Source organism: Aliivibrio sp. 1S128 (assembly GCF_001691065.1).
GTDB lineage: Bacteria > Pseudomonadota > Gammaproteobacteria > Enterobacterales > Vibrionaceae > Aliivibrio.
The window spans coordinates 1-721 of sequence record NZ_MAJV01000164.1 but is presented as its reverse complement, the minus strand read 5'-3'; the positions used below and the strand labels follow the sequence as shown (position 1 = coordinate 721).

The window sequence follows — 721 nt, the reverse complement described above, 5'->3', positions numbered from 1 at the left end:
GACCTCGCTACAGGAACAACCATTCAAATGGACGATGACTTTCATTTTTCTGAAGTGGGGGTGATATACGGTGGGAAGCGGTATGTGGTTGCAGGGTTAGGGGTTAGTGTTTATGACGAAGCTACAGACCGAGAATTATATGGGGTGAGTGTTTTACCTATAGAGTTAGCAGAACGTGATTATTTGAATATTAATCACGAACGTAAAATGAAATATGTTTTAAAGAACCGCTCAATCAGCCCTGATGGAAAGTATGCATGGGGTGAGTCGGCACAATATCGTTATTTTATTAATTTAGAAACCAAAGAGGTTAAAAGTGAGAAAATTGTTCGATCAGAAGTAGGTAATTATCAATATTTTGAGCAGTTAGGGTTGAATGCTAATTACGTAAGAGATGGTGCTGGTGGTGTCATTTTTCTGAAATTAAACGAAGATAAAACCGTCCCTAAGGATAAATGGACGAACTGGCCGCAAGTATGCTCAGGGCATTCAGCAACACTGTCGTGGTTATACAACGGTTTTGCGAATAATGGTGCTTTTATCAAGGAGGATAAATGATGACGCTAAACAAGGTACTTCTCATTACATGCATAGCCATGTTTTTAAACGGATGCAACCAAGAAGGATCATCTGCACCAAGTACCGCAGTAGCCCCTCCAAAAACCGACATTGAATTGCTTAACGAGCAAGAGTGGGACGACAACCGTGTTTATGTCACTAA

1 pseudogene is annotated in these 721 nt (G+C 40.5%); it reads left to right on the top strand.

The annotated features are described in order from the left end of the window. Positions 1–558 (top strand): annotated as a pseudogene (locus tag A6E03_RS18435) (hypothetical protein); the annotation flags it as partial. Positions 559–721: the final 163 nt, after the last annotated feature.